Below are 25,524 nucleotides of genomic sequence, written 5' to 3' on the forward strand. Positions count from 1 at the left end.
GTTTTGATGGAGAATAAAGATCCTGTACAGCATAATTGTGATCATTACGACGGACATCGTTATAAGGATATGAAGCATCGAAAATATGGCGACAAAGAAGTCGATGTATGCATTGTCGGTGTTGGTGCATCTGGTGGCGTACTTGTTTATGAATTAAGCAAAGCGGGACTTGATGTAGTTGCCATAGAAGCAGGTCCTTTCTGGAATCCACAAAGTGATTTTGCTAGTGATGAGTTGCATAGCTATTCCTTAGCTTGGCAAGATACTCGACTTTCTGATGGCAAAGATGCTATTAAGTTTGGCCACAACAATTCAGGTCGAGGCGTAGGTGGCGGAACTGTTCACTTTACTGCTGTTTTTTATCGCTTTCATGAAAATGATTTTCGTGTTAAATCAACTGATGGCGTTGCCGAAGATTGGCCCATTAGTTACTATGATCTTGAGCCCTATTACCAAAAAATCGAGAATGATATTAAAGTTTCAGGCCCTAAAGAGCTTCCCTGGGGGACTTTTCGTGGTCCCTATCCTTACCCAGTACGAGAGCCCATCAGTGCTAATTCCCAGATCTTCCGTGAAGGCTGTGAGATCTTAGGAGTTCGTAGCAGTGTTGTTCCTCTTGCTATCTTATCTGCTCCTTATGATGGACGACCACCTTGTACTAATCGAGGTTTTTGTAATGAAGGTTGTATGCCCAACGCCAAATTTACAACCCTAATTCAGCATGTGCCAAAAGCGATTCAGCATGGAGCAGAAATTCTAACTGATTCTATGGTTACTCGTCTTCTCACTGATAAAAATGGTAAAGTAACAGCTGTTGAGTTCGTTCATGATGGACAATTATATCGACAAAAGGCTAAAGTTGTCATCGTTTCTGCCTTTTCTGTTGAAAGCCCCAGACTTTTACTTAACTCAGCTACTTCTCAATACCCTTATGGTCTCGCTAATCGTAGTGGTCTCGTTGGAAAAAATCTGATGGTCCATAGCGGACACGATGTTTTTGCCAAATTCAATGAAGAGATTCGCCTTTACAAAGGCACGCCAGTAATGGCTTATACGCAGGAGTTTTACGCTAGTGAGCCTTCTAGAGGCTTTGTTAGAGGCTATACTCTCAATGCTCATGGCAATCGTCCTGTTGCTTTAGCCAAAAACCTAGCTGTTGATGGAGGGTACTGGGGTAAGGGATTACGTGATGTTATGTTAGACTTTAACTTTTATGCACAAGTATCGCTCGTGGGAGAAGTTCTCCCACGAGAAGATAATTTCATCTCTTTAAGTAATGAAAAAGATGAGTATGGCCTTCCTAGACCTTTAATTAACTTTAGTTACTCTGAAAATGACAATAAATTGATCAAAGATGCTGTTCAAAAAGCTAATGATATCTTATCAGCTCGAGGTGGTAAGCCTGCCTTTGTCATTCCTGATTCAGGTCATGTCATGGGTACTTGTCGCATGGGCCTTGATCCTGAAAAGTCCGTAGTTAATAGCTTTTGTCAAAGCCATGACATACCAAATCTGTTTATCTGTGATTCCAGTGTCTTTGTCACATCTAGCGGTTGTAATCCCACAGAAACAGTAATGGCTATAGCCGCTAGAACGGCCGATTATCTAATCGATAAGATGAGACAGGGGCCTATCTGATCTCTTCAAGAAAAACACCGCTCTATCTCTTTGAGAAAAATCTCACTACGATAAGGTTCTGGTAAAGAAGCCCCTCCTCTTTTAAGCTCCTCAGCATATTCCATCGTTGTTGGACATTTTTCTGTAGAAATGTGCTCTGGAGTAGCCTGGTACATCATGACATCTTCAAAAACTTGCTTTCCAACATTTACGGTAACAAACTCTTTTCTGTAATGTTCTGGAAAATTTTCTCGAATGTCTAAGTATCTATGACCTATCTCTGATATCTGATATAAGATTCCATAGACGTGGCTACTATGATCTTTTTCCACGTTGGCCCAGACATTTTGACCAGTGCTACTTAGTTTATTCATACGAAAACGCCAACCATCGATGCGACCAATACCGATAACTTCAAATTCCTGCAAGACTTCATGACGTTTCAAACGCTTTTTATCCATACAAGAGCCATAAGCAAAATAGAAAATGCTCATTTTTCTCTACTACTCTCCTTTCTTGACATGCTCCCCTCGGTTAAAGCCGGGGACTCGGCTAGGCCACGGTAAAAAAAACTCCTGAATCAACAATAAGTAAAAAGTTTTGATTCAGGAGCTTCCTTATTCTCTTATCTAAGAGTCATTTTAAGCATCTTACCTTTGAGGCTCATCATTATTGATGACAATTTGACCTTCAAAGAAATAAGCATTATTCATAGGGACAATATCTCTAAAGAAATGCAAAGGCACATAGGTAGTACCATCTGTTAAAACGGGCGCTGTTCCTAACTGCTTAGAAACTCCTGTTACATTAGTATAAGAATCTTTTCCTATCTGCAAGTATATGTCGTTCCCAATTACAATACTTTGCTCTTTTTCATCCCAAGTTAGGGAAAATCCAAGTGCTTCAGTTATTGAACGAAGAGGCACCATAAGGGTTCCCTTTTCATCAGCATAGGGAGATGCAGTTATTATTTCTTGATTATTTATCATGTATTCAACATTGGAAAAGTCTATTACAATCGTATCTTCACTAGGGGGTAACTCCTTTTCAAATAAAACGATTACTTTCGTAGGCGTGGTTAGGGCTGGTATACTATCAGTCGAAATATCATAAAAAACGGCTAGTGCTTTATCTGTAAGCTTACCTTTATAGGAGGTACCATTAGGTAATAGTATCTCCGTTTCGTCAGTTATATTAATACTTAACTCTTGATCTTCACTTAACAAGTTAGCATCAAAAAAATCAACTTTAAAATTAGATTCCAGTGTATCTACCACAATCAATTCAGTTGGGTATTGGGGAGGATAGATCATGATGATTGGCATATTCCTATCATAGTATCCAGTTACAATATCTCCCACTTCGATATTTTCTTTACCTGCCACATAAGTGTTGGGAGAAATGATCAGATGAGCTTCCCGATCCTGATCATTTTCAAGTAAAATTTTTATTGATCCCTCTACATGAAAGTCATCAATTTCTTTTACCTTCCCTGTAAATGTACCTATGGCAGAAACTTCTCTTTCAGTGTCAGCTTGGACAGTTCTGTTTTCCTTTAATACATAATTGGCACCAGCAATACTTGGTGTTGTTATTAAAGTAACAGCTAAGGCAGTAGCTATAGTACCTGCAATAAGTTTATTGGAAATCATATTAGATCTCTCCCTTTTTGTCTTTATTATAATATATTAGACAACAGTGAGCATAAAAAAGTTTCTACAGAATTTCTATTATGTACAAATCTTCTCAATAGCTTTCAAAAAAAGAATCTGCATAAACTATGCAGATTCTCAGGTATGACCACTTAATAAAAACTCTAAAGACTTAGCGAAAATGCAAGCTTGTTACTTCTCACCTAAGAAAAGAGAAGGCAACATTAGAAAAGGAAAAACCAAGAGAAAGGATCTATTATCCATCATGGAATTGACAGTACCTTGTGTATAGACGAAAAAAGACAGTAAAGAAAAAATAACAAAAAGGTACAGTACGATTCTTTTCACTTTTGCCCCCTCCTTCATAGAACTTTGTGTCATTTACCTTTTTTTAAGAATTTGTGACCTTAATAAGTAAAGTTAAAGTTACAAGCTTACTGAAAATGTCTTTTTGAACAATTCTAAATGTTCTGACTTCTAAGCACCTGAAATGGCACAGGAAGCCCCCGTTGACACCTCCCCATAAAACATATTCTGTATATAATGAGTTCAGAAATAATTATCTATAGAGTTGCCCTTTTTGTCAATATATTTTGAATCGTCTGACAATGTTCCATCCCTTAAAGTTTTATCTACTTTTTTTATTTCAACTAAAAAAAGTATTTTCTTAGTTGCTTTTGCTTATAAGTTTAATTTAAATCCACCTAATGCTTGTAAAAGAACGTATTGGTTGAAATTTTTGGCAATGATGTTAAGTTGCCTTCATCAGATCAAATAATAAAATAACCCTTATAGGATCTAGATCCCATAAGGGTTATTGGGTATGAAAATAGCTATATCAATTAATAAGTTTCTTTATGAATTTTTTGGTAAAGTAACTTCTCTTCTTCATAGGGCTTTTTCTCTTCTGCCGGATAACCTAGGGCTATAATTGATTCCACATGATATTTTTCTGGTATCCCTAAATTTTGCTTAATATATTCTTCTGCTTTCACATTGTCAGAGTGAAATCTTTCTCTTACTTGAATCCAACAAGAACCTAGCCCTAAGGTTTGTGCCGTTAGTTGTATAATAATTGAAGCAATAGAGGCATCTTCTATCCACACATCACAAGCTTCTGGGTCAGCTATAACTACTATCCCTAAGGGAGCACCTGCTAAAAATTGAGCACTATGTTCTCTACATTTAGCAAGCTTTCTTAACATCTCTTGGTCCGTAACTACGACAAATTCCCAAGGCCTCTTAGACCTTGAAGATGGAGCTAAGAGAGCCGCCTTCATCACAAGATCTACTTTCTCTTCTTCTACTTTTTTATCTTGATATTTTCTAATACTTCTTCGCGATTTTAATAAGTCTAACACTACACTTCTCCTTTCTATTTTCTCTATCTTATCCTACTATGTCTTCTTATATCAGAAAACGTTTTTCCGGAAACGACCACCACTTTCTCCTCTGATCTTCACGGTGGAGGTCCTACTTTCTTCACCAGTTGTTGATGTAGCTAAAAAAATGTGCTAAAAAAAATCGACTTCTCCTGATTCCAAGTGGTACTTTGCGCCGACGATTGATAATTTCCCTTGATTGATTAAGGTGGATAATTGAGGATTCTGCTTAATTTTCTCTACCATTATTGCTACATTTTTATCTGTGACAGCTTCATAAAGTGGAGCATCTTGAGTTGCTTCCTTTTTCACTTCTTGTACTGATGGTTGAATTAATGAAAGCAATTTGTTCATGTTGCTATCATTAGGATTATCGATGGCATCACAACAATTGTCGACAGCCGCTTTAACAGCACCACAGCTTTCATGTCCTAGTACAACTACTAGGGGACTATGTAGTTGCTCTACGGCATATTCCACACTAGCCATGGCTACAGCATCAATTACGTTGCCAGCTACTCTAACGACAAAAAGATCACCAAAAGCTTGATCAAAGATTAGTTCTGGTGGCACTCTCGAGTCTGAACAGCCAACGATGACAGCAAAAGGCTTTTGCCCTTCTTCTTTTAGCACTTGTCGATACTCTTGGTTAATCTCTTTTCCTGCTAGCTTTTGTTCTATATAGCGCTTATTACCTTCTAGTAGTTGTTGCATTGACTCTTCTACAGATAAAGTTACTTCTGAAGTTGTCGCTGATTGTGTTGAATTTTTCGTACTCCATGCTTTCTCTACAGCTTTTTCATCTTCTGATAAAACTGAGTATACTATAAAAACACCAATTAGAACCAGTCCAACAATACTGTAAGCTGTATACTTTTGCCATGAACGAGGTTTTTGCCAGAAGAAAAACTTCATAATAGTTTAGCCCTCCTTAACTAAATTAACATAGCGAAATAGTGAAAACTATTTACTGCTTCATAAAAAACTATGAAGGTTATAGAAAGAATTATGTGATGAATAATCAAAGCCGCTTAGACATTTTTTTGTCTAAGCGGCTTTGGAATTAAGCCTTTTTATTAAAGTAGCGATATAAGATTCCTTCCTCTAAGTTACTGTTATCTTCTATGGCAGAGTGATAAGGTAAGGCTTCCTTGAGCTTCTCAGTCTTGCTAATAGAAACTTGAGAGAAATAATCGTAAGGCATAAAGATACGGATTGATTTGATTGAAAAGAAGGAGTAAGGATTATGCTTATCTAGGGCCTCTTCATCTTCATTGTTTTCTTCCCCATATATTAGCCGATGCTGAATGTGGGGGTAACAATTCGAGATACTGTTTTGTATGTTTTGTAGTGTCCAATTGGTCTGCATACCAAAATCTATTTTTCCCTCTGCAAAAGTGAATTTTTCACAGTCTCCAGCTACACAAATATCCATACATTGCAGTTCATAAATATAAGACATAGAACCTATCCACCAGTCCCATAGTTTATCAATGCTTTGAGGGGTAAAATTTTCATAGGTAGAAATTTTTCTCAATGAATGATTCTCGTAGAGATAGGCATCTACTTGCCGATTTGCTATGTAAAACAAAGACCTCAAAGATTCTTTCATAATTTTTCCTCGTGAGCACTTTGTATCATATTGATCATTTTATTCTGAACATCCTTATGAGTCATTTGTGGATTTAGGGCTTGCATTGCATCTATGATGACCGAACTTATTGCAGGCTCTTTGCCTTTCAGATCTTTACCTTGCAAGTAATCTGACATTTCTCCCATGGTGAATAAGCCATTTTCTTTGAATTTATCTATACATACTTTGATTTCCTCTGCTGATAAATTAATTTTTTCTGCCGTTAACAAAAATTCTGCTGGAATCTCCACACCTGTTTTTTCCTCAATACTTTTAGCTAAAATGGTAGTGCCAATTGCTGTACAGGCCAGGCGTTCTTCTGGAGACATTTCATTGAACTTTTCTCGATCAAGTTCAATTTCTTCCCGTAAATATTTAATATATTCCTGATGAGTCTCAAATTCTTCTCGTGGTAACGTATCTTCCTGAATAGCTTTTGCACCTAGTTCATCCATTTTTTCGTCTTTTTGACCTATGCCTAAGATTTCCGCAATAGTAGTCACGAGAATTGCAATAGCTTCAATCGCTCTTATTGCTATCTCTAGAGTCTTAAAAGGTGATAAAATTACTGCCACACTGTTGCCAATGACACCGCCTATTTTCCCTAGATTATTGCCCACAAAATTAACTGCTGTACTGATTGCGCTACCAATGGCACTACAAGCTGATGAAAACCATCCCATTATAAACGCCTCCTCTTAGATTGATGCTCATAGTTTTATTTTTAGATGATTGTAGTAATATAACTTTTTCTCTTCCATCTTGTCAGACCTATTGAGAACATCGTTAATAAATTCATTAAGTATTGTTTTACTTTTTTCCCATGAGCCTATAGGATATGAGCCACCATGTAGCAACAATTGCAGAACAAATTCTTTTTCTTCTTCCCCTGTTATCTGCTTCAATCTTGCTGTAAAAGCTTGCTGAGCCTCTGGTTCTTTATAATAATTGCGGAAGTTGTCCACTAGTGAGCTGTCCGTACTATATTCTATATACTTAAGAAATTGTTCCAAGTCAGGTTCATGTTGTAGACATTCTAAACCAAGAAAGATGCCACGCTTGTACATTTTTCGGTAATATTCCATGACATTCTTTCTCAATTCCTCGTCTTTTACATATTCCTCTCCTGTAGTATTCGTCGTTTTATTTACTTGCACCTGCAAAGCTTTTGGCCAACCTTGTGTGAACACAATCGCTCGACCTACATCAAGATTGGAGAGGAACTTTTTTTGTTCATCTGTTAAGACCATGGTGTTGCCAATAGCTTCCTTATCATCTTGGGCAAATATTTTATGTACTACTTTTGTGTTCGTATTTTTTAGTACTTCTGGTGTTAATTTACCAGGAATCTGATCTACAATAATTAGCGATTCGCCATATTTGCGCACTTCAGCTAGCATGTCAGTAAAGGTTTCTACGCTTTGCTTTTTGTTCAGACTGTCTCCTGGCTCATACTTACTCAAGAGCCGATGAGCTTCTTCAAACAAAGTAATATGTTTGAAGTCACTGTTGATTTTAGACTTGACCTTCATGGCTTCTATCAAGTTAGTAAGAATAAATCCTAGAATTAAAGCTTTTTCTGAGCCACTGCGGATCTCTTCTAGTTCTAGCACCACTTTACGTTCTAGGAGATCGGCAAAGTCAATGGACCGCTTTGTATCTAGCATCAAGCCTTTTGCACCAATCGTCAAACCTTGAAGTCTTGCACGGATAGAGCCGATATAGTCGCGCTTTAAGCGCTCATCAAATCCTTGCTTCTCCACGACTTTCTCTGTCTTGTTCATTAAGTCAGTTAATGTGGGGAATGCGTACACACCGTCTGCAAAGGGATTTTGATATTTTGTATTGCGGTTTTGCGATATGTTCCAGCCACAGTCTTGATAACATTCATATATTGCTGATTCGATAATTTGCGGTATGGCGGCCTCCATATCGAAGGCCGCTTCAATACTAGCCTTAATCATATCCACTCTAGAAGTGATACTTTCATGAGGAAAAAATTCAAAAGGATTTAATCGAAAAGGAGCAACTGTATCTACACCTAAAGTAAAGACTAGCAGATCGTCATAGGTACGGTTCAAAATCCGGTATTCTGTTTTGGCTGGCTCTATTACTAGAAAAGGCAATCCGCTATAGATAAGCATCTTTTGGCAGGTAGTTGTTTTGCCACTTCCTGTTACACCCGTCACAAAGGTGTGCTTATTCATGTTTTCTTTATCTAAGTATACTGGTATATCATTCAGTACCGTTCCACTCTGCACTAAATTGCCTAACTCTATTCGGTTGTTGTCCTCTATATTAGTATTGAAATTCAAACCAAAATCGACTTCTTCTCTTAATCCCAACCCGACAATTTCTTTTTGTGGTAGTCCAGCAATCATGCTTAATTCGTTGGTAGATAGCCAATTGCCTACATGTACATAGCCTTGCTTAATAAATTGAGAGCATGCCGCTCTAGATGATAATTCGTTAAGGGAAGGATGAGTCTGAAATTTTGTTCTTGGAATTTGTAAGCTCCTGAAAGCTTTAGATCTGTAATTTTGCTTAGAAAGAGGGACTTTTCGTAAAGGTACTTTATTGCCACTTTCTCCCGAATACAACGATTTAACTGTATTTTCGAGCTTGATTAAACTACCTCGGCATTGCGAAAGTAGCACAATTGAAGTGACAAAAATCCCTTTTCCTTTACCGTAATCTAACCGTTTAAAAATTATTTCATCTAAATAAGCAATCCAATCTTGAGCTTCTTTATTGACAAATTCTAAGGTAGTTGTAGCCGATGTACTATCAGATGTATTACTTCCTTCGGTCTTAGAATCGCCTATGCTTGTCCCGCTTGATGAGCCCTGCGTGTGAGAATGACTATCGCTAGAAGATTTTCCTGAACTTTCTGATTTGCTAGTGCCGTTAGCTTTGGAATGACTCGTTCCTGTATTTACGGAATCAGATACTGAATTAGTTGTGGAACTGCTAGGTTTGCCAATATTTTTAGTTTCTCCTTTGTTATCACCACGGGTTTCGGTAAAGCTAGTTCCTTCTGTCCAGTTAGTATTCGTACCAGTGCCAGTCTGTTTGGTAGTAGAGATATTTTCACCAATATTATCAGTCTTCGACTTCGTTACTGACGAAGATGTACCAGTAGCCTTGACAACACCTTCTTGGATGTTTTTTTTCATTAACGGCACCAAGGCGGTATAAAATCGGTATAAATTACGTTCTATAGCGGAAATATCATCAATTGCTAGTGGCTTAGCAATAATGACCACACTGAATTGTTCTCCAAGCATGACATCAACTAAGCGATCGACACCTTGAAACTTTTCATTATCTTCGTTAGTTCCTGGTACACCTTCTAAATAACAACAGTAGGTCATGTTTTTTATTGTCTCCATAATTGTAGACTTGACCTTTGGTTGTACTTCACTAATCTTACTACCTCGGAAATTCCCCTTCAAACTGGGCAATAATACATTACGGCCTAAATCATATACCGGAAGTTCCATAACACAATCGGCATCGGCATGTAAATCTTTAGCGATGCCAAAGTAAAAGTGCACTCCAAATTCATTGCCTTGAATAATGTAGACAAAATTAATCCCTTCAATTTGGAGGGAGCTCATGACATTTTCTAAGGCCTCTTTGCGGGGAGCTTTATCTTCAAAGGTGATTTCTTCAATATGATATAGGGTTATATCTCGATCTAGTAAGCCTTCTGGTTTGTCATTTTTCAATTGTTGATTATTGCTGATATACAACATATTGGGATCTGCAATAAAGTCCAACATAAATTTCTCTTCACTCATAGTCTGCTCCTATATCTATGCTAAATCTAATTGAATTACAGGCTCGAGATACTTTTCCTGCTCTAACTCTCCAGGCCTAGCTACTACATATTCTATAACTGTTGGTTTCACTGCTCGGTAATAAATATTCGCATCAGGATAAGAGCCGTTAATTCTACATTTTTTTCGACTAACTTGATCAATCTTTAGATTGTTTTTGTATGCCTCTGGCAAGTTGGTGTAATAGAGCGTAAAATCTTCTATTCCAGCATCAATTAATTCTTGCCATTCACCATAGGCAAGCTCACGATCAGATAGGCAAATGAATTTTTTTCTTTTTTCTATACCAATGTAATACTTGAATTTTATTTCATTGTCTACTTTTGACTCATTTTGCTGGACAATCTTGATTCTGCCTCCTGGCCTGCTTTCAACTAAACCAAAAGCTACTCCTGTCTTACCAGTTGGTCTAACAGGTGTGGTTGAAGATTCCACTTGGAGATTACGTTGAATTTCCAGTGCTTCGACAGAACCAAGTGGTGGAAAAATGGAAAAAAATTGTTGCTCATCTTCTTCACCGCATATTTCTTTGGTGATTTGTCGCGTATATTGTTCAAAAAGTTCTCGAACTAGGGCAGACTTGCTCGAATTTCCTGCTAAGAAAATATTGATTAATGTAATATCTTTGGTTGCTGGAACTTTAAAGGCCAAGCGCAAACTAGCAAAGAAGTTACGAACTCCTTTTTCAATACGATCACGTAAGATTTTATGTAATGTTTCAGGATCTACGGAAAGTTCAAAGTTAAGCTTAGCATTACCTTTAGCATCAAATAGATTTACTTTTATAATGCCACTTTCAAAGGCCTTTTCATATTCTGAATGGCTTTCCCATAAAGGCCGTAGTTTTTCCATAAGCTGTGTGGTATTAAGTCTAGCCTCTTGAGATTCATTGATTAGTACTTCACTACCAGGGAATCTGTTGCATTCAGGAGGTAGAGTAAAAGTCAGCCCATGGCTACGCATAGCATCCTGATTGGCCTTGAATACTTCAAAAGCCAACAATTCCAGTAAGTTTTCCCCGCCAAGATATTGATCACCACCGGCACCAAAGCATTCCATGACGTAATCGTATCGTCTTTCCGATGCATCAGCTTCACGGAAAAGTCCAAAATCAAAGTCCGTTGTACCACCACCAAAGTCAAAGACACTATAAAAAACTTTTTCATCGCCTTCTGGTGAGAAGCCATATTCTTGTAAGGCACAGATCGCATAAGCCGCTGGTTCACTAGCTCCAGCTAAAACCCGAAATTGTTCCATAACTTTTTCATCTTCTAACAGTGAAGCAGGAAGAGATTTTTTTAGTCCTCTAGAAAAGCTATCTACAATCTTTTGCCGTACTGCCTTTTCGTAGGTTACAGGAAATGACAATAAGTAATCCAAATATATTCCGTTGTGCATGTTGTTAATATAAAGGCCAATGAAATAAGCATAGAGCTCAATCGGGTTAAACTGCTCTGCTTCAATCGTTAAGAAAGCAGGTAGAACCATGTCTTTACCTTGTTTGTCCCGCAGTCGAATATAACGTTTGCTATCTCCTGCCCATTGCTTCAACTCATATAGATAGGCGTAATATTCATCGCTACTGCTGTTTAAGAGGCTACTAAATGCTGTATGGGACGTCGTTAAGTTTTCCCATAAAGTGTGAGGTCTACCTTCCGCTTGATTATATTGAGCCATAAATGCGTCCAAATCGAGGAATTCTAATACTGTAGGATTTTCATAGTGATGATCTTCTACTTTTTGCGAAAAGCGACCTGTCCCGATACGCATCGGCATTGTATGATCGCTACTTTCCTGATAAACAACTACTGTACTTTTTGTGCCAAAGTCAATCCCTACGACACCGTCATAATTAATATCTGCAACTGGGTTGCGTGCCATCAGCACCTCATTTACTCGTGCAGTATAAGGCATGGTATCATTAACTTGCCATAAATCCCAGTGGCCTCTGTTCGGATCGGTCAATATTCTTTCATCATAGCTTTCTAAGTCACATCGTTCATAGTCACAATTGAGTAACTTATCTTTGATAACAGCTAAAGAACCTGACGGCAAGTCAATGGGCATACTTGTTTTTAGTGTAGAAGCCACATCTGTGGCTGTAAGACTTTTGCCAGATTGAAGTTTTAGTGTTTGATTAATCATATCTTGCATCAGTAAATTGTTGTTACATTTTAGCAGGCCATCATTTATTAAAAAGTAGTTACTATTAGTTTTGTTTAAACTCTGGATTGTCAGATAAGCCCTTTCCTCTTCTTTGGTTAACCCGTCTGGTATCAGGTCATATTTGAGCCATTGTAATATAACTTCCCAAACAGATGAAGTGTGCGTGATTTTTTCAGATAACCTAAAAATAGGAATATGATAAGATGTATGGTAATCATAATTACCAAACTTATATTTATTATTACCATTTGCATGTAAGGCGCTATTACCAAGAACTGTATAACAACAGTCAGTTTTGAACTTCCAGCCAAACTTTCGTTTTAAGTTCTCAAACTTACCCAAAAAAGCACTTTGTAATTCACGTTCTGAGAGAAGTTTTCCTGTAAAACCGGAGAATTTATTGTTGAATGTATCATTATCATACCGATAACCTGTACTACAATGACCTAATTCGAATTTGTTAAAATCAGGGAAAAGACCTGGTACATCATGGTTATAAAATACTGCTTTGTTCTTCATTCTTATCCAGCTATTTTCAAGCAATTTGCTGATCGGTTTTTGTAACGAGCGCCAGGTCTCGGCAATCTTTTCTATTTCTTCTTTGGCTATTTCCGTAATTGTCTTGCTGACGATTTCTTGAAAAGTGCTATCATTAATTGCAATAATTTCTATTTGTTTTGTATTCATTCTCTTCTCCTATATTCTAACTACTGATTTCTTTATCAATTTCTCAGTATTGACATTTTTATATCCTAGCAGGCAAACTTGCGATATTCTGCCTGACGCTTTACTATCAGCCGTACGTATATGCTTGGACGCATCAAACTCTTCACCAGGTTGTACTATCTGCCAAGCAAAAAGTGGCTGTTCGAACAGCTTGTTATGCAATTCGAGAAAGAAGGTAATCAAAGAGATTAGTTCTGCTCTATCTGTATTTTGTCCAGCAATGATTTGCTGTTTTGTGTATTCCCATAGGGAGTCTATATTGTCTAACTGAGCGCCACAAGCAATAAAGGACTCTGGTGTATCCCTTTTAAAAATACCTGTAAGCTCTCTGGCAGTTTTTTCTGACAAAGATTGATATTGTGCATAAGCACTTTCCACCTGCTTATATTTGTTTTGAAAAGATAGTAGTTTTTCTGACAAACATGATCTTTCCTTACGGTACTGTTCAGTCAAGTGCTGAGAAGTTTCAATTTGATTGACTAACTTGCACTGCTCTGCCTGTTGATGCTCTAGATCCTTTTGCAGGTCTGCTATCTCTTGCTTAGCTTGCTGTAGTGCTTTTTCCAGAGTCATATATCTTTCACGCCATTGGTGAACTTCTTTTGGAGTACTAATAGCACTTTCATCAGCCGGTAAGTCTAATATCTCTTTAAGTTTTGCAATTACTTTAGGATGTTCAAGTGCTGTTAACATTTGCTCAATGTAAGCTTTATCAGTATAGATCAATAGATCCTCTCCTCTAAGGTAATTCCTGAGGGATAAGTAATTAAAACAATGCTTTCTTTATTTTACTACACTGGTCTATTTTTTCACAATTGTTTTAGGAAAGTGCAAAACCGCTTAGACATTTTGGTCTAAGCGGTTTTTGATAAGTCTGTTATGTTTTTTAAGCTACTATTTCCTCTATTTCATTGATTAAAAGACTTAGCTTGAGCACATCTCCATTAGCTAATGCTTCTTCTGCTTGCTGAGCTTTTATAGCTAGCTCTTGTAGTTGAAAGTTACCTGTTATCCCCTTAAATGTATGAAGAGCTCTGGAGACTTCTGCTGTATCCTTTTTCTCCATAGAACTGTTGATTAATGCAATTAATTCTTTTAATCTTTTGATTCCTTCCGCTAAAAGTTCTTCTGCTGATTCCCAATTAAGCCCTACTACCTCAACTAAATAGGTAGTTATTTTATTACTGTCGATTTGCTTTTCCCGGATCTGTTCTTTCAGAGGTTCTAAGTTGGTAAAGTATTTCTGCAATATTGTATTAAAAAGCTTAAAATCAATAGGTTTACTCAAGTAAGCGTCCATTCCTGCTAAAAGACATCTTTCTTCATCAGATTTCATAGCGTAAGCTGTCATGGCTATTATTGTGGGCTGATCTATCTCTTCTAGTTCTCGTATTTTTCGAGTCGCATCATAGCCGTTCATCACTGGCATCTGACAATCCATTAGCACGATATGATACTTATTTTTAGAGCAAGCGTCCACAGCCTCCTGACCATTTTCGACTACATCACAGTTAAAGCCGCGATTCTGTAAGAACTGCACTGTCAACTCACGATTTATAGCTTGATCTTCTACTACTAACACTTTAAGTCTCTGCCGATTCAGGGCTTCTCGTATCGTATGACGAGTGATCAGTGATGCTGGTTGCTTTTCTTTTTCTAATTGGCTCGAAAACAAACTAGCTATAGTATCCTTAAGATCCTGTTGACGAATAGGCTTAGTTAGATAAGCAGAAAAGCCAACTTTTTGAGCTTTCTGGGCGTTTCCATATCCTACTACTGAGGTTAGGAGACACAGCGGTATATCTTTGGTAGCTGGGATTTTCTTTAATGTTATCGCCAAATCGCTACCACTCATGTGAGGCATTTGTTCATCAATAATAACGGCGTCGTAATCAGTCTTCTCTCTATTGTTTTTTAATAATAGGGCTAAGGCTTCAGGTGCACTAGACGATTCATCTACTGCTACACCTGCTTCAGATAAGTATGTACGTAGAATTTCTCTGTTCTGGCTATTATCATCTACTATTAGTAGGTGTTTGTCTTTCAGACATTGGTAATTGATAATTTCTCTATCTATCTCCTGACACTTTTCTAAGGTTAGAGTTACGGTAAAGGTACTTCCCTTGCTGGGAGTGCTTTCTACCTGAATAGTGCCTCCCATAAGCTTCAAAAGGTTCTTGGTGATCACTAAACCTAGGCCTGTTCCACCATAAGTTCGAGTGTTAGAACTATCTGCCTGATAGAAAGGCTGATAAAGTTTCTCTAAGATTTCTGGTCCCATTCCAATGCCGGTGTCTTTTATAGTTAATCGAAGAGTACTGGTACTATCGGTTTCTGCTTGTAGTCTCACTTCTACAGTAACCCTGCCTTGCTTGGTAAACTTAACAGCATTATTCACTAGGTTAGTTAGGATCTGCCTCAGTCGAGTGGGGTCGCCTTTAACTTGTTGTGGGACTGATGGCTGTACAAGTAAGCTTAAGTCTACGCCTTTACTATTGGCTTGTTGGGCAAAGGAGATTACTGCCGTTTCGATAGTACTACGTAGATCGAAGGAGATGTTTTCTATTTCTAACTTGCTCGATTCTATTTTGGATAGATCTAATATATCGTTGATGATGGTCAGCAGATTTTCCGTAGAAGTTTTGATATAGTCAATGTATTTTTCCTGCTGTTGAGTAGTTTCCGTTTCCTCTAGTAAGTGTAGAAAACCCATGATTCCATTCATAGGGGTACGGATTTCATGACTCATATTGGCCAGAAACTGGCTTTTGGCGACGTTAGCCGCTTCTGCCTGCTTCATTGCTTTCTCCAATTCTTGATTTGTTGCCAGTAGTGCTTCTTCTGCTTTTTTTCGTTCCGTAATATCTGTTAAATATCCATGCCATAGCACACTACCATCTGGTAATTTTTCAGGTTGGGCCATGCCTTGAAGCCACCGCTGACCTCTCTCTGGTAGCACCACTCGATATTCATCTACCCAAATAATGTGTTTTTCATAGGACTCTTGAATTGAACCTACTACCTGTTGATAATCTTCAGGATGGATACGTGTAAAGACTTTTTCAGCATCTTTCTTAACTTCTTCTGGTGTTACTTCGTAGATATCCCAAATGCCTTCACTGCTAAAGGGAAAACAAGAATAACCATCGGGGTACATCTGATATTGATAAATTGCTCCAGGTACTTGCTGAGAAAGCTTCGTTAGTAACTGATCTCGCTGTGCTAGTTTTTCTTCTGCTTCTTTTCTCTCTGTGATGTCGGTATGAGTACCACTCATCAGTAGCGGTTTGCCGTCATTTGTCCAAGTAAAGACTTTTCCTCGATCCTGCACCCAGATCCAGTTACCTTTTTTGTGCTTCATCCTAACTTCTATATCATAGTAGGCTTTTTGCTTCTCCAACACCATCTTCAACTGCTTCTCAGATTCCTTTAAGTCCTCAGGATGGGTGTGGTCTAGCCAGGTTTGGATGTTAATAGGCGACAGTTCTTCTAGGCTATATCCAATAAGTTCTGCCCAGCGCTCATTAAAAACTGTTTCTCCCGTCTGCACATTCCATTCCCAAGTACCCACATTGGTACCTTCAATGATATTAGCTAGGCGTTCTCGTTCCCTAACTAAAATATCTTGCGTTTCTTTAAGAAGGGTAAGATCTAATATGTCTTCATTTTTCTTATTAAATTCCATATCCGTTACCCCCACTTTGGATATATGTCTTCATTGGCAATGCAAAACATTTCGGAGCTGATTAGCTTTCTTTTTGTGCTTGATAGCTACTAGGGATTAGAGCGCTTTGAGGGCAATGTTATCTTGGATTTGTAGTTTATTTATCATCTCAAGCTAGGTCTTCGGTTTTTTCTTAGGCTTCTCATTAGCGACTTGAACTTTTCCTATAACCTGCATCAAGAGCTTCTCGTTCTGTTTTATATAATTCTACGGCATTAGTCCGTTCATAATAAGTCGTTCCTGGTAAGTGATAGATGCCGTTTCTACTAACTTTGATTAGCCCTTCGCCTTTTTCATCTACATAGAGACGATCTAGATCTGATCTAGTTTCTGGTAATCCCCAAAGTCCTTTGTTGTTCTCCATAGCATAGCGTTGGGAAGCTAAGAAGGTCTCTTGGTGAGCCACGTTAGGAGGTACTGTATATACCATGGCATATCCTTCTCGAACTAAGAGATCGTTAAAAAAAGTGCCATCTTCTAAGTAGACATAACGTAATAGCCTTCCATACTGATCTTGATCAGCTACATCTGCTTGTAGCTGGACCCGTTTCCCTTCTAGCATCTTTTTGGTAAAGTTACTTGCTTCTTGACCATAAGGTTCTGCCGGATGATTTGGCTTAACTGTTTCAGGTGTGTCGACACCAATCAGGCGAACTCTTTGCCCATTGGCGATAATAGTGTCACCATCAACAACTCTTTCTACTATGACTAGATTACTAGATTCTTCAACGGAAGTATCTAAGAAGGTACAACCTGTTAAAATAAAAGCTATGAAAAGGAAAAAGAGAATGTTTTTTATTTGCTTACTTTTCAAAAATAATCATCCTTTTAATTTTATTCTCTTATGTGGTGCTTAGATCCTCTGCAATTCTATCATGTTCTTTTTTCTTTTTCACGTCATTTTTTGTATAACTATTTCACAAAAGAAGGTAGCTTCTGTGTTTCCTTAAAAGGATTTTTGATGTCTTAGATCGAATAGTTATTTGTGGAAAGAATCTATTTGTTCTCATGAGAATTGTATTTTTTTATTATTCAACATAGGAGGCATTTGGTATGAATGAACTACGATCCATTCTTGAGCAATTGGAGGTTCGGAGTAGTGGTGAGGAGCGCCTTATTTATCAGCTTGTAGACTTAAACTTGATCAAGTATCGAGGTAAGCAACAAAATGCCTTTACACCAGAAATAGAGAAATCTTTAGAAAATGTAATTACTTGCTTTATATGGCTCTATGAAAAAGGTTGGTCTTTGATGCCTAATCCTAGAGAGGCTATGAATGCTGATGAAGAAGCTTTATATGATAAATATATAGATGATTTTCATATCTTTAATGAATTTATGCAGAATAATTTACATCTTAAATCTTAAAATTTTTAATGAAAAAGCCAAGGATGATTTGTCCTTGGCTTTTTTGTTGGTATTAGCCTATTTCCACACGTACCTGGCTTCCTTGCATGTCTCTACTATTTTGAAAAACGAGTAGTCGTCGGCTTAGTCGTTGCTGTAACTCCTGTACGTGACTGATTACACCGATGGAGCGATTGCCTAATTGTAGTCTTTCCAAAGTTGCTATAACTACGTCTAACGTTTCTGGATCGAGAGAGCCAAAGCCTTCGTCGAGGAAAAAGAACTCCAAGGGATGTTTGCCTTGTAATTGGATTTGTGCTGATAAAGCTAAGGCCAAAGCGAGGGAAGCTTGAAATGTCTCACCGCCAGAAAGAGAAGCAACTGGTCGTTTGACTCCACCGTTGGCATCATCTCGTATTAGGAAGCCGCCATCGGAAGCAATTTCCAGAGCGTAACGGTTTTGGGTCATTTGCTTTAACTGTTCTGATGCTTGTTGGGCTACAAACTCAACTTGTTCTTGGGCTAAAAATTCAACAAATCTATCGCCTCGCAGTAAGGTTCTAAGTCTCTCTATCAATCGTCCTTCATGAATTAGTTCTTTGTAGCCTTTATCAAGCTCTATCCAACGTTGGTGCTTACTTTCGATATCTTTATAAGTTTGTTCGGCCGCTCCTCTTTTTCTTGTCTCTTCTGCAAACTTTTCTTGTGCTTCTACTTGTAAGCTTTCTTGTTGGCTCAATTCCTCTGTTGCTACAGAACGGCCTCCTAATTGGCTTTTTAGAGAGGCTAAGTCTCGATGTAAGGCTTTTTCTTGATCTTGATAAGCTTCAATCCAAGCTTTTTTCTCAGATCTGATTTGTTCATCTAATAAAGACTTTTCTACCTCTTCAGCACTTCTGAATGCTTCTAGTTCTAACTGAAGTTTTAGTTCTTGCCTGATTTTTTCTAGTTCTATTAGTGATGCTTGCCAAGCGCTTTCAATTCTTGTCAGTTTGTCTTTGCCTTCTTGATATTGCTTTTCTGCTTCTTGATAAGCTTCTTGCGAGTCTTTTTCTGCTCTTCGAACTTCTTGTAAAGTCTTCTCTATCTCTGCAAGTAATTGAGATGCCTTTTGTCCTTTGGTAATACTTATTAATTCTTGATTTAGTCTTTCTGCTTGTTCTTCTTTTTCTGTTAATTGTGTTTTATATTTAGTTACTTCACTCTGTGCTCTATTTTCTTGTTGAAAATACTTTTCATATTCCTTTTCACAATGGCTAATCTCTTTTTGATGAGATGTAATAGCTTTTCGTAGCTCTGCGTAGGTACATTCTTTTTTCTCAATTTGAGCTAATAGATTTTTAATCTCTTTATTGCCTCTATCTGATAAGGGCATTACTTCATAAAAACCTAGTTGCTCAAGACTTTCTCGAAACAAAGCTTCTGCTTCTTGCTGTTGTTGACCTTTTATTTCTAGTATATCTTTCGCATGCTGGAGCTCTTCTTCTGCTTTCTTGACTAATTGCTCTCCTGTATCATAATCAGCCTTGGCTTTGGCCCAATTGTCATGGCAACTTTGTATATTTTTTTGTGATTTTTCTCGCTCTTTTTTCCATTGCTCAAGTTGTTTTTTCTTGTCTAGAAGAGCTTTTTCAATTGCCTCAATACGTTTCATTAAAAGTAGAGAAAGAGATTCTTGCCCTGCTAGCTCTAAAGAAAGATCTAGTGGTGTTTTGCCAGGCCATTGTTGATTACATTCTGCGCACAATGTGTTGATTTCTGCTCTTATTTCTTCTTCTCTTTCTTGGTTATATGCTTTTGATGCTTCTAGGCGTTGCACGTCCAGATTAATTTTCTCTATAGTGCTTTTTACTTCAACTAGTTTTGCTTCTTGCTCTGCAATCTTCTTCTCTAATTTTTCTTTTTCTTCATTTCTCAGAGGTTCTGCTTGTTCTTCTTCGATAAGAGTTCTTGGTCGTGGATGTTCTAAAGAACCACAGACTAGGCAAGGTTGTCCAGGCTGTAAGTCTTCTGCTAGCTCTGTTGCCATAGCTACTTTATCTTGCAAAAAGAGTTGCTCTAACTGTTCTTTATATTGTTCTAGTTCTCTTTCGATTACTTCTTGTCTAAGTGCTTCTTTCTGCTTTTCTGTAGTAAGACTTTGTAGATTTTCCTGCTCTTCTTTTAGCTCTCTTTGTAATCTTTGCCATGTTGCTTCTAATCTCATTAAGTCTCTGCGTCTTAGTCGCATTTCTTCTAATCGTACTTCAAATCTGGTTAGGTCATTTTCTTGTACTGGTGGTTGGCCAGAAATTTCTTCTTCTTGCTTTTTCAGTTCTTGCCATTGCCGCTGAAGTTTCTTAGCTACTATGCCTTTTTCTTTCCAGTGAGTATAACTTAGCTTAAGTCCGCTTTCTCTTTTGGCTACTTCATCCATGGTATCAAGATAAGCTTTTTCTTTTTGGAGTAGATCGTCACAGCGACGACGTCCTTCCGTAACTTGTTGTCGATATATTGCTTCTACAGTATTTAAGACGATCTCACCTTCAGCTGTTCTTAACGCTTGTTGGCAAGATGCTTTTTGAGTAAGCCATTTTCTGCTCTGCTCTCTTGCTTTTTGAGCTTCTTCTTCATGGCTCTTGAGAGATTTACTTATATCTTTAATTATTACTGAAAGCTCTGTCATAGCCTTCTCTATTTTTAAGGCTTCTTCAAAGCGAGCTTTTGCCCCTATTAGTAGCGGTTCTTGCTCTTCTCTTTCTTTTTTGGCTTCTATCCAGGCTTTTTGGCATTGCGAGAATTGATCTGCAAGATTGCTGATCATAGCTGAAGTTGACTGTTTTTCTTCCGCTAGATTCTGTTCTTCCGCTTTTCTTTGAGCTTCCTTTTGCACAAGGGGATAGACTTTAAGAGCTTTTTCCGCTTGCTTGACTAGCTCCTGTGTTTTTACCAAAAGGTCTTTTTGCCCTATGTGCTCTTGATATTGTTGTTCCATCTTTTTTGCTTTTTCTTGTAATTCAAATAGCTGGCGAAGTTCTTGTAGAGCTTTCTGAACTTGCTCTAAAAAGGCTTTGCTTTCTGTTTCTTCTTTTTTTGCTGAATTCATAGCTTTTTCTGCCTCAGCAAGAGCCTCTGAGGATGCATTGCCTAATCCCTTTAGTTCGCTTTCTACTTTTCCTTTATCTTCATTCAATCTGTTATTGCGTTTATTCAAGTTATCAGCTAATTGTCTTCCGTATTGTTCTAGCTTAAAAAGACGTTGCAACATATCGCGACGCTCTTTGCCACCTAAGCTTAAGAATTCGGCAAAGCGACCTTGAGGAAGTACTACGGCTCTGGTAAAGTCATCGCAAGTCATACCTAATAGAGCAGTTACTGCTTCCTTCACATCACGAATACCTTCTTGAATAACTTCTTCAGAGTTATTAGAATTCAGGAGCACAAGGCGACAAAGTGTGTTCTTCGTGGAATTACTCTCGCCTACACGGACGTACCTTCTGTCAACTCGGTATTGTTGTCGCTCATCACCTGTACCTAGTTCAAAGCAAAAAGATACTTCTACACTTTTTTCTCCATGATTGATGATACCTTGCGTTCCTCTCTCGGCTCGTAAGACTTCGCCGTAGAGAGCTAAAGTAATAGCATCAAGAATGGTCGATTTACCACTACCTGTTTTGCCAAAAATACCGAAGAGCCCTGCATCAATTAATTTGTCAAAGTGTATTTCTTGCTTTTGACGAAAGCTGTTCAAGCCAGAGATAGTAAGCTTTAGTGGTTTCATTAAGCGCTCACCTCTTCTCGGTCTCTCGCTTCTGAGTATTCTTCTTCATTATGCTGTACTAGTTCTAGAAAAAGCTTTATGAGCTCTTCTTCTGGTTCTTCTTCGCCTGTCTGTCGTTGATAGAAACGTATAAAGCGCTGTTCAAGAGATAGTTGCCCTAGCTTCTCAGCGACGATCTCTTTTTCTGCTTCAAGGCCTACTTTTACGCCTACATTAACAAAGCCACTATGTAAGCTCTTGATATTTTGTATCTCATCTATAGTTGGTTGTCTTTTTAGATAAAGTTGTAGATCAATCCAGGCTTGACTGTCTTCACCAGAAGCAACTCGTTTTTCTAGCTCCTCGATGCCGCCACGAACTACCCACTTCACTAGAGGTTTGCCTGAAGATAAGGGAATCTCAAAAAGTTGAGCTTTTTGACCAGGCATAAGATCAACAATGGTGACAGACTTGGCCTGTCCTGCTTCTGAGAAGCTATAAGCTAAGGGAGATCCAGCATAACGTATCGGTACTTGCTCACTTTTTATATTTTGGGGACGATGGAGATGACCTAAAGCAACATACTGAGCTTTTTCAGGAAAAATAGCACGATCTACAGCATAAGCGCCTCCGATCTGAATAGGGCTTTCTGAGTCTGTATTTTCACCACCGCAAACGTAAAGGTGGCTTAGGACAACGTTAACGGTGTCTTCTCTAAAGTTAGTAGACAGTTCTTGAAAGATCTGCTTAAGCCTTTCATTATATCCTTTGCGCAGCTCATTATCTTGCGTGCTTAGACTTAATAATTCTCGCAATCGACCTTCAGAAGGGTAAGGTAAAGCGGCAATTACAACATTGTGGTCACAATCGGGCACAGCAAGCTCTACCCAGGAAGCTCCAGCTTTGATACGTTTTACTCTTTTGGGCAGAGCAGGTTCATAAGGCGCAAGTGCATTTTTGGGTAAGCCTAACAAAGATATACCCATCTCATCTGCTAAAGGAGTGGAAGCACATAGTCTTTCAGGATTATCGTGATTACCTGCAATGATCACAACAGCTCTCGAGCCATTATTACTTAAACGACTAATAGCTTTATAAAAAAGCTCTTCTGCTGAAGCACTCGGATTGGCATGTTGATAAATATCACCTGCGATGAGTACTACATCAACTTTTTCGCGGTCACAAATATCACAAATCTCATTAACAAATTCAATTTGTTCAGCATATCGCCCGTGACCTTCTAAGGTTTTGCCCAGATGCCAATCTGACGTATGTAGTAATCGCATCTATACAAGCGCCCCTTCCCTCTTATTGGAATATATACATCTATTATACATAAAGGTATTATTCATCGGAAAGTTTTTTTGGTTCTTCTTGTGCAGGTAAGTACAGATAGCGTTCTAAAGTTTCTCTTAAAGTCTTACGTACAAAAGGCTTCGCTATATAATCAGTCATACCAGCATCTAAACAATGCTGACGATCTTCCCAAAGTGCATTAGCCGTCATAGCGACGATTGGAGTACTTTTTTTACTTATCTTTTCTCGTTGTCTAATTAGCTTTGAGGCTTCATAACCATCCATTTCTGGCATTTGACAGTCCATGAGGATAAGATCAAAAGTTTCTTTTTCTGTGATCTCTACAGCTTCTTTGCCGTTTTTTGCCCATTTAACTTCTTTAAGACCTAGCTTAGCTAAGTGAATACGGGCTACTTCATAGTTAACAGGATTATCTTCGACAAGTAAAATTTTTGTTGTATCTGCTTTTTCTTGTTCACCTATCGATAATGGATCTGCTGTAAAGTTTCTACGGTCGATTCTTTCTGCTCTTTCTTCTGCTTTATCTATAGCAGTTATTGGTTTTTCCCATAGTTCTTCTTCTTTCTCTAAAGGAATTTCAAACCAGAAAGTAGATCCAAGCCCCAGTTTGCTATCTAAACCAATATTACCGCCCATTACTTTTACAAGACTGCGACTAATAGCAAGACCTAGGCCTGTGCCGCCATAGCGGCGGGTCGTAGTAGTATCTGCTTGTGTAAAAGGCTGAAAAAGTTTACTTTGCACCTCTGGTGAGATACCAATTCCTGTATCTTTCACTTCAAAGCTAAGCCAATTTTTTCCTTGAATGCCTTGTTTGGCTGTAAAACTTAATTCTACAGTTCCTTTTTCGGTAAACTTAATAGCGTTAGAAAGCAAGTTGATCAAAATTTGCCGGATTCTAGCAGGGTCTCCAAGGATGGTAGGTGGCAAATTAGGATCTACATGATAAGTTAAAGCAAGTCCTTTTTGCTCTGCTTGGTCTTTTACCATACCAATTGTGCTTTCTATAAATTCATTCAAACGAATAGGGATACGTTCTAAAGTGAGATTACCTGATTCCATTTTGGAAAAGTCTAGAATGTCGTTGATTACTGTTAACAATAAGTTTGCCGAATCAGCTATAGTCCCTACATATTTGCGTTGCTCTTTATTTAGTGGCGTATCAAGTAAAAGCTCATTCATAGCTACAACGGCGTTCATTGGTGTGCGGATCTCGTGACTCATGGTAGCTAAAAATTCGCTTTTGGCTTGGTTTGATATATCAGCTTGATTTTTGGCCACTAAAAACATACCTAATGCGATTAGCAAAATAGAGGTAAAGATGAAGCTAAGTTGAAAAACATTGGTTATAGTGCAAATCGTCGCATCTTTCTCATAAGAAATAAGGTAGGCAATTTGCTCTTTATGGGTGTTTTCAATTTTCAAGAAAGCTACTACATAACATTCATTATTGACTTCTGAGCTGATTACAAAGCTTTCACCACTATTAATCTTTTCTCGAATAAGGGGACGAATGGAGGAGTTCAGTTTCTTTATTTCCTCATAAGTTAGGTCACTATTTTCATAGAAACGAAACTCCTGAACATGGCGATCATATAAATAATCTTCATGTATGTCTGATGCTATGTAATTCGATTGTTCACTGTCGAAGACAGAGTCTTCTACAATATTCTTTTTGATGATAAAGGTGCTGTAGTTACCAAAAAGATGGCTAAGCATCTGATTGATAGCGCCAAATGAGATGCTCGCCTCTACAGAGCCTACATGTTCTCCTTGATGAAACAAAGGAAAAACAAAGCGATAACCGTTATAAATCTTTCCTTCTTCAAAACCAATAATTTCTGTTAGTTCTTGATTAGCGATGCGTACCGTTTCTCTCACTGCAAAAAGGTTGTCACCGAAAAGCTCCGGTCGATGCATGCGCAAAAAACTAGTGCCGTCTTTCAAATGAAAATGTAGTTGACGAAAGTAAAACTTCTCCATTTCTTCATATAGATCGGTTACTTGTACTTGCAAAGCATCACGATAAATAGCTCTCTCTTCAGGGCTTACTTCTATCGCTTTGGCCATATGAGCTGTAATCTTTTCCTGAGCTAAAATTTCTTTAGCTAAGAGGCGAGTAGCTATTGTATATCCGTTTAATGACGCTTCAACTTCACTCTGAACATTTTCTAGGCGTACATTAAGATAGATCTGTTCATTTTCTTTTGTTTGCTTATATAGAGAATTCAGATAAAAGCCACTAAGAATGACTGCTATTAAGAATAAAGCAATAAAGTAGTAGCTCTTATTTTTATAGTTGTTCATTCTTAAAAACCTCTTTTCAAGGCGTTGAAGCTATCAGATATAGCTAGTCGTTTTTTTATATTAGAAATTACA

17 protein-coding genes are annotated in these 25,524 nt (G+C 38.0%); 2 read left to right on the forward strand and 15 right to left on the reverse strand.

Annotation, left to right across the window (positions count from 1 at the left end; genetic code table 11):
* Positions 1–6 precede the first annotated feature (6 nt).
* Complete coding sequence (locus F9B85_RS00815) at positions 7–1,638, forward strand: GMC family oxidoreductase (protein WP_207707008.1); 1,632 nt, start codon at positions 7–9, stop codon at positions 1,636–1,638.
* A gap of 5 nt (positions 1,639–1,643) precedes the next feature.
* On the opposite strand, the gene F9B85_RS00820 is transcribed toward F9B85_RS00815, so the two are convergent.
* From F9B85_RS00820 to F9B85_RS00870, 12 genes are all read right to left on the reverse strand, one after another.
* Positions 1,644–2,111, reverse strand: a complete 468-nt coding sequence (locus tag F9B85_RS00820) for a gamma-glutamylcyclotransferase family protein (RefSeq protein ID WP_151617716.1) — start codon at positions 2,109–2,111, stop codon at positions 1,644–1,646.
* A 156-nt stretch (positions 2,112–2,267) separates the two neighbouring features.
* Complete coding sequence (locus tag F9B85_RS00825; protein ID WP_151617717.1) at positions 2,268–3,269, reverse strand: copper amine oxidase N-terminal domain-containing protein; 1,002 nt, start codon at positions 3,267–3,269, stop codon at positions 2,268–2,270.
* Positions 3,270–3,461: 192 nt separating this feature from the next.
* Complete coding sequence (locus tag F9B85_RS14260; RefSeq protein ID WP_170270062.1) at positions 3,462–3,617, reverse strand: hypothetical protein; 156 nt, start codon at positions 3,615–3,617, stop codon at positions 3,462–3,464.
* Positions 3,618–4,111: 494 nt separating this feature from the next.
* Complete coding sequence (locus F9B85_RS00830) at positions 4,112–4,630, reverse strand: nitroreductase family protein (protein WP_151617718.1); 519 nt, start codon at positions 4,628–4,630, stop codon at positions 4,112–4,114.
* 153 nt (positions 4,631–4,783) lie between these two features.
* Positions 4,784–5,566 (reverse strand): carbonic anhydrase, encoded by a 783-nt coding sequence (locus F9B85_RS00835; protein WP_243138019.1) that lies wholly within the window; start codon positions 5,564–5,566, stop codon positions 4,784–4,786.
* A gap of 148 nt (positions 5,567–5,714) precedes the next feature.
* Positions 5,715–6,263, reverse strand: a complete 549-nt coding sequence (locus F9B85_RS00840) for a hypothetical protein (protein WP_151617719.1) — start codon at positions 6,261–6,263, stop codon at positions 5,715–5,717.
* Positions 6,260–6,967 carry a hypothetical protein gene (locus F9B85_RS00845; RefSeq protein ID WP_151617720.1) on the reverse strand — a complete coding sequence of 236 codons (708 nt, stop codon included), beginning with the start codon at positions 6,965–6,967 and terminating at the stop codon, positions 6,260–6,262. The genes F9B85_RS00840 and F9B85_RS00845 overlap by 4 nt, the downstream gene beginning before the upstream one ends.
* 27 nt (positions 6,968–6,994) lie before the next feature.
* Complete coding sequence (locus F9B85_RS00850) at positions 6,995–10,087, reverse strand: ATP-binding protein (protein ID WP_151617721.1); 3,093 nt, start codon at positions 10,085–10,087, stop codon at positions 6,995–6,997.
* Positions 10,088–10,102: 15 nt separating this feature from the next.
* Complete coding sequence (locus tag F9B85_RS00855) at positions 10,103–12,979, reverse strand: acetate and sugar kinases/Hsc70/actin family protein (RefSeq protein ID WP_151617722.1); 2,877 nt, start codon at positions 12,977–12,979, stop codon at positions 10,103–10,105.
* Positions 12,980–12,988: 9 nt separating this feature from the next.
* Positions 12,989–13,744, reverse strand: coding sequence for a hypothetical protein (locus F9B85_RS00860; RefSeq protein WP_151617723.1), 756 nt, complete (start codon positions 13,742–13,744; stop codon positions 12,989–12,991).
* A 160-nt stretch (positions 13,745–13,904) separates the two neighbouring features.
* Positions 13,905–16,703 carry a PAS domain-containing hybrid sensor histidine kinase/response regulator gene (locus F9B85_RS00865; RefSeq protein ID WP_151617724.1) on the reverse strand — a complete coding sequence of 933 codons (2,799 nt, stop codon included), beginning with the start codon at positions 16,701–16,703 and terminating at the stop codon, positions 13,905–13,907.
* Between the two features lie 184 nt (positions 16,704–16,887).
* Positions 16,888–17,556 carry a thermonuclease family protein gene (locus F9B85_RS00870; protein ID WP_243138020.1) on the reverse strand — a complete coding sequence of 223 codons (669 nt, stop codon included), beginning with the start codon at positions 17,554–17,556 and terminating at the stop codon, positions 16,888–16,890.
* 239 nt (positions 17,557–17,795) lie between these two features.
* On the opposite strand from F9B85_RS00870, the gene F9B85_RS00875 reads away from it, so the two are divergent.
* Entirely contained in the window at positions 17,796–18,110 is a 315-nt protein-coding gene (locus F9B85_RS00875) for a hypothetical protein (protein ID WP_151617725.1), read from the forward strand.
* A gap of 52 nt (positions 18,111–18,162) precedes the next feature.
* Here the strand turns inward: F9B85_RS00875 and F9B85_RS00880 are convergent, their stop codons facing one another.
* The 3 genes from F9B85_RS00880 to F9B85_RS00890 are packed head-to-tail and all read right to left on the reverse strand — an operon-like array spanning position 18,163 to position 25,452.
* Positions 18,163–21,849: an AAA family ATPase gene (locus tag F9B85_RS00880; RefSeq protein WP_151617726.1), complete on the reverse strand. Its 3,687-nt coding sequence runs from the start codon at positions 21,847–21,849 to the stop codon at positions 18,163–18,165.
* The gene (locus tag F9B85_RS00885; protein ID WP_151617727.1) at positions 21,849–23,114 is read right to left on the reverse strand and encodes a metallophosphoesterase family protein; all 1,266 of its coding nucleotides are present in this window, start codon (positions 23,112–23,114) and stop codon (positions 21,849–21,851) included. The genes F9B85_RS00880 and F9B85_RS00885 overlap by 1 nt, the downstream gene beginning before the upstream one ends.
* Before the next feature lie 58 nt (positions 23,115–23,172).
* Positions 23,173–25,452 carry an ATP-binding protein gene (locus F9B85_RS00890; RefSeq protein WP_151617728.1) on the reverse strand — a complete coding sequence of 760 codons (2,280 nt, stop codon included), beginning with the start codon at positions 25,450–25,452 and terminating at the stop codon, positions 23,173–23,175.
* Positions 25,453–25,524: the final 72 nt, after the last annotated feature.

The organism is Heliorestis acidaminivorans (genome assembly GCF_008933955.1).
Taxonomy (GTDB): domain Bacteria; phylum Bacillota; class Desulfitobacteriia; order Heliobacteriales; family Heliobacteriaceae; genus Heliorestis; species Heliorestis acidaminivorans.

Excerpts from the sequence above, each read along its gene's own strand:
- F9B85_RS00815 (WP_207707008.1), top strand. The coding sequence starts at position 7 with ATGGAGAATAAAGATCCTGTACAGCATAATTGTGATCATTACGACGGA.
- F9B85_RS00820 (WP_151617716.1), bottom strand. The coding sequence starts at position 2,111 with ATGAGCATTTTCTATTTTGCTTATGGCTCTTGTATGGATAAAAAGCGT.
- F9B85_RS00825 (WP_151617717.1), bottom strand. The coding sequence starts at position 3,269 with ATGATTTCCAATAAACTTATTGCAGGTACTATAGCTACTGCCTTAGCT.
- F9B85_RS00835 (WP_243138019.1), bottom strand. The coding sequence starts at position 5,566 with ATGAAGTTTTTCTTCTGGCAAAAACCTCGTTCATGGCAAAAGTATACA.
- F9B85_RS00840 (WP_151617719.1), bottom strand. The coding sequence starts at position 6,263 with ATGAAAGAATCTTTGAGGTCTTTGTTTTACATAGCAAATCGGCAAGTA.
- F9B85_RS00845 (WP_151617720.1), bottom strand. The coding sequence starts at position 6,967 with ATGGGATGGTTTTCATCAGCTTGTAGTGCCATTGGTAGCGCAATCAGT.
- F9B85_RS00850 (WP_151617721.1), bottom strand. The coding sequence starts at position 10,087 with ATGAGTGAAGAGAAATTTATGTTGGACTTTATTGCAGATCCCAATATG.
- F9B85_RS00855 (WP_151617722.1), bottom strand. The coding sequence starts at position 12,979 with ATGAATACAAAACAAATAGAAATTATTGCAATTAATGATAGCACTTTT.
- F9B85_RS00865 (WP_151617724.1), bottom strand. The coding sequence starts at position 16,703 with ATGGAATTTAATAAGAAAAATGAAGACATATTAGATCTTACCCTTCTT.
- F9B85_RS00875 (WP_151617725.1), top strand. The coding sequence starts at position 17,796 with ATGAATGAACTACGATCCATTCTTGAGCAATTGGAGGTTCGGAGTAGT.
- F9B85_RS00880 (WP_151617726.1), bottom strand. The coding sequence starts at position 21,849 with ATGAAACCACTAAAGCTTACTATCTCTGGCTTGAACAGCTTTCGTCAA.
- F9B85_RS00885 (WP_151617727.1), bottom strand. The coding sequence starts at position 23,114 with ATGCGATTACTACATACGTCAGATTGGCATCTGGGCAAAACCTTAGAA.
- F9B85_RS00890 (WP_151617728.1), bottom strand. The coding sequence starts at position 25,452 with ATGAACAACTATAAAAATAAGAGCTACTACTTTATTGCTTTATTCTTA.